Annotated in this window: 7 protein-coding genes; all 7 read left to right on the top strand. The window is 44.4% G+C overall.

Features of this window, described 5'->3' with window-relative positions; translation table 11 throughout:
- Nucleotides 1–202 precede the first annotated feature (202 nt).
- Entirely contained in the window at nt 203–640 is a 438-nt protein-coding gene (locus tag HGH47_RS11985; protein ID WP_432912632.1) for a hypothetical protein, read from the top strand.
- The gene (locus HGH47_RS11980) at nt 637–939 is read left to right on the top strand and encodes a hypothetical protein (protein WP_432912629.1); all 303 of its coding nucleotides are present in this window, start codon (nt 637–639) and stop codon (nt 937–939) included. Before HGH47_RS11985 ends, HGH47_RS11980 begins: the two co-directional genes overlap by 4 nt.
- Entirely contained in the window at nt 836–1,147 is a 312-nt protein-coding gene (locus tag HGH47_RS11975) for a hypothetical protein (protein ID WP_432912627.1), read from the top strand. The genes HGH47_RS11980 and HGH47_RS11975 overlap by 104 nt, the downstream gene beginning before the upstream one ends.
- Nucleotides 1,144–1,572 (top strand): hypothetical protein, encoded by a 429-nt coding sequence (locus HGH47_RS11970; RefSeq protein ID WP_432912624.1) that lies wholly within the window; start codon nt 1,144–1,146, stop codon nt 1,570–1,572. Before HGH47_RS11975 ends, HGH47_RS11970 begins: the two co-directional genes overlap by 4 nt.
- Before the next feature lie 7 nt (nt 1,573–1,579).
- Nucleotides 1,580–2,059, top strand: a complete 480-nt coding sequence (locus HGH47_RS11965) for a DUF1804 family protein (protein WP_432912621.1) — start codon at nt 1,580–1,582, stop codon at nt 2,057–2,059.
- Nucleotides 2,056–3,594, top strand: a complete 1,539-nt coding sequence (locus HGH47_RS11960) for a hypothetical protein (RefSeq protein ID WP_432912619.1) — start codon at nt 2,056–2,058, stop codon at nt 3,592–3,594. Before HGH47_RS11965 ends, HGH47_RS11960 begins: the two co-directional genes overlap by 4 nt.
- Nucleotides 3,594–3,791, top strand: a 198-nt coding sequence (locus tag HGH47_RS11955) for a hypothetical protein (protein WP_432912616.1), incomplete at its 3' end; no start/stop codon positions are given. The genes HGH47_RS11960 and HGH47_RS11955, both read left to right, overlap by 1 nt.

The following is a 3,791-nucleotide window of genomic DNA, read 5'->3' as shown; positions in this document are numbered from 1 at the left end:
CCGCCTGTGCATTCCCCCTCCACATAATACTCTTTTACCATCAACATATAATCCTATTTTTTTCAAATAGTTTCTTTGATTAGTCATAATACAACCGGTTATAGTATACCGTAAGCGTACATTGAGGATACGCCTTGTACGGATTTTCCTTCCCTTTACCTGAAAAGGTGTATCCTGATGGCGCTTATCTGGAGGTATTACTATGACGACAAAAAAATCACAAATTGCATGGCTTTTATTCGCAGCGCTGTTTGTAGCCGCGATGGTGTTTTTCGTAACGGATTCTCTGACGGTTACGGCAATCGCCGGAACGTTTACCGGAGTGCTGGGGACATTTCTTGGTATCGATATTCTTACGATGCTGCATAAAACAAAAGAGCTTCCGGCGGGACGGTATAAAAATATGAACCGGCACCGTTACATCATAGCCCTTATTATTTTTGCTTTGCTGCTTATCGAAGCGTTTATCATTTCAAGCATCTTTGAACGGGACATGAACTCACTTTATTTATCATTTGGTGTCGGTTTTATTATCGTGATCGGCGGACTTGTCTCGGGCGTTGAAGCAAATAAAATTGTAACCGGTGAACAGTCGCCTGAACTCAATGAAACAGGTGAACTATCCGGAGATGAGGCATGACACCCCTTTATATTCTTTTAGCGTTGTTAGGCGTTATCGCAGTGCTTGTACTCTTGCTTACGGTTACGCTCAAAAAATTAAAAAGAGTAAAAACGGAAGTACAGCGATTAAGCGGCGCTTTTGAAGCGGTTCGTAAAAGAGCAGAACGCTTACAAGAAGCACAAGATAAGGATAAAAAAATTACGGAGGAATCAGATGAAAAAAGGCAGGCTCTTATCGATACTGATGATGCTGATCTTGTTACTCGTGCCAACAGTCTTTTTTCAGACCGGATGCACGACAACAAAAGCGCCGAGTAATGCGGACATTGATGCGGTATTAAAAAACATTGCACCTACAAAACCGCCTGCTCCTATAATGGAGCCGGTGGTTTTTAAGGATAAAGACGGCGGCCTCTGGCTTTCGTATGAGGCATACCGTGCTCTTGAGCGCAATATTATCGCAATGAGAGAATATGTCACGCGACTTGAAGTCATTATTGCATTTTGGGAGGAAAAAGAAGAATGAGCGGGACGGTTATTATATCTCTTATTGGTACACTCGTTGGAATGCTGATAACCGTCGGCGGCGTATTTATCGCTGTTGGCGGGTTGAAACAGAAAATAAACGACAGTGTCGAAACAAACAAAGCGCAAGAGGAACATATTAAAACCCTTTCTTCAAAGGATGAGTTAGCGAAAGCAATAAAGCGTTCCGATGAATTACTGGTGCTGATGCAAAAGCGGGTTGATGAAGACCGTTTATCAGGTGAGAGAAGGTACACGGAATTGTATGGCTTACTGAATGTACACAGTGAACGTATCGGCAAACTTGAAGTGTCGCAGGAGCAAATATTCAAGCTGCTGGATAATCTGAATGCAACGATAAACAACGGCTTTAAAGATATGAAAGATGACATTCGGGAATTGCGCAAGGAAATTAAAAAGGGCTAGAAGCGGTATGGCAAAAGATGAAAGACGTGCGGAGGCTGAGCGGCTTTATGTAAAGGAAGGAAAATCCTGCGTTCAAATTGCTGCGGAATTGGAAGTGAGCGAAGGCACCATATACCGCTGGAAAGCAGAAGCCGCAGCCTTAGGGGAAACGAGCGATTGGGATACTGCGCGGCGGGTGTATAATATGAGTCCGCGCGAATTAGTCGCCATGTATGCAGAAGCCTTAAAGCAGTGGGTGGTAAAAATAAAGCAAAGTCCCGATCTTCTTTCCGATGGGAAAATAGCCGATGCGATTGCAAAGCATGTAAGCGTTTTACAAAAGCTCGATAACCGCAGCCAGTATATGGGTGTCGCACTTGACCTTATCAAAATAGCCGACCGATGGCTGTATGAAAATGAACCTGAGTTAAAAACGAAAATGGAGCCGCATTGGGAAAGCATTTATCAAGCACTTTCCGAGTACAGCACGAAAAAAGGCTTATTATGATTCGGGATATTAAAACCGCGCGGGAACTTGAAAAAGAATGGAATAAGCTCAAAGAAGAAATTCTATCCCGCCCGCTGTTTGTTGATAATAGCGAAAAAGCAAAAGAGGCGCGAAAAAAGAAATGCGCTGATTCAGTGTGGGAATTTGCTCAGCTCTATTTTCCCGAATACGTTGCAAGTGAAGGGGCAAAGTTTCACAAAGAGTGGGAAAAAATCAGACTTACCGAAAAAGAGCCGATTTTACTGCAAGCATTCCGCGGTTCAGGAAAATCGACCTTTTTTACCTTACTTGATCCGATACACGAGATTGCGTACGGCAGACGGAAATTTATGCTTTTTTCAAGCTATACGGAAGAAAAATCAGAACGCTTTACCGGCCGCATCCTATTGGAACTGATGTACAATCAGCGGCTTAAAAATGACTTTGGAGAATTTATTCCGGAAGGAAAGCGTCCTGCAATGGGAGACTTTTCGGTTAATATCCCCGGTAAAAAAGGAAGCACTATCGGCGTGGTTGCCGTTTCAATCGGACAAGACCCCCGCGGGTTTGTGCATGGAGCAGCCCGCCCCGATTATGTCAGACTTGATGATATTCAAAATAGAAAGCGGGCAAAGTCACGGAAGTTTGTAAAAGAATCCGTTGAATGGATTATGCAGGATTTAATTCCTGCTTTAGCTGCAAATTATTCATGCATCATTGTCGCCACCCCTCTGAATACGCAGTGCGTTGCGGCAACGCTAGAGAAAGGTAGCGATGAAATAGAGGCGGTTAAAACATATAAGTTCCCTGCAGAAGTGCGCGGGAAACCGGCATGGCCGACATTCTTTCCTGCCGACCGGTTAAAGCGTCTGAAACGTACCATCGGCTCGCTTGCATACGGGCAGGAATTTCTTTTAATTCCGATAGCCCTTGATGAGCGCATTTTTAAGGAAGAACACATCCGTGGCTATCAACCGGAAGAACTCGCAGCGGTGCGCTTTGCTTACGTTTTTTCGTGGACTGATCCAAGCGTTAAACAGGAAGAAAAACACTGTTTTAAAGCAACTGTTTGTGCCGGTATCACGAATGAAGGGATTATCTACATCTTAAAAGCGCGTATCCGCAAAGAAAGCATTCAGCGGATGGTTGACGGAATGTATATGATCTATCAAGCGTGGAATCCGTCGTATATGTTTTTTGAAGATAACGGCGGACAGGCAATGCTTGCAACCGTGCTTGATATGAAGGCAGAGCAGGAAGGCTATTACATTCCGTACCGTCCTGAAACGGCGACAATCAATAAAGATACCCGCATTGAAGCGACGCTTTCAGCTCCGATAGAAAACGGTATCATCCGGTTTTATAAACAAGATGCGGATCAAAAAGAATTGATAGATGAGCTTCTGCAATATCCTGACGGGGAATATAAAGACGGCCCGGATGCGCTTGAAGGGGTGGTGAGAAAATTGATTGACGCTGCAAAAAAGAAGCGGGCTGGGATGCCGTATTCACGGAGTACGCGGGAAAGCAGCGCGGTGTTACAGGGGTATGATTGATGGGAAAGTATAAGAAACAGACAAACGGAGTACAGCATTTTGAAAACTGGAGCCCTGATACAAAGGAGAAAAGTGCAACGAATAAAGCTACAGAGAAAGGGGATGAAACGCTTGAAAAGATGAGCGGCAATCACTTTGCAACACGCGAACGGGCGAATGATTTTGTCCGCCTCATGCGCTCCCTTCCTGATCCCGAC

The sequence above is a fragment of the Treponema sp. OMZ 805 genome (assembly GCF_050937395.1).
Classification (GTDB): domain Bacteria; phylum Spirochaetota; class Spirochaetia; order Treponematales; family Treponemataceae; genus Treponema.
The sequence above is the reverse complement of the archived record's forward strand: the minus strand, read 5'-3'. Positions and strand labels throughout refer to the sequence as shown.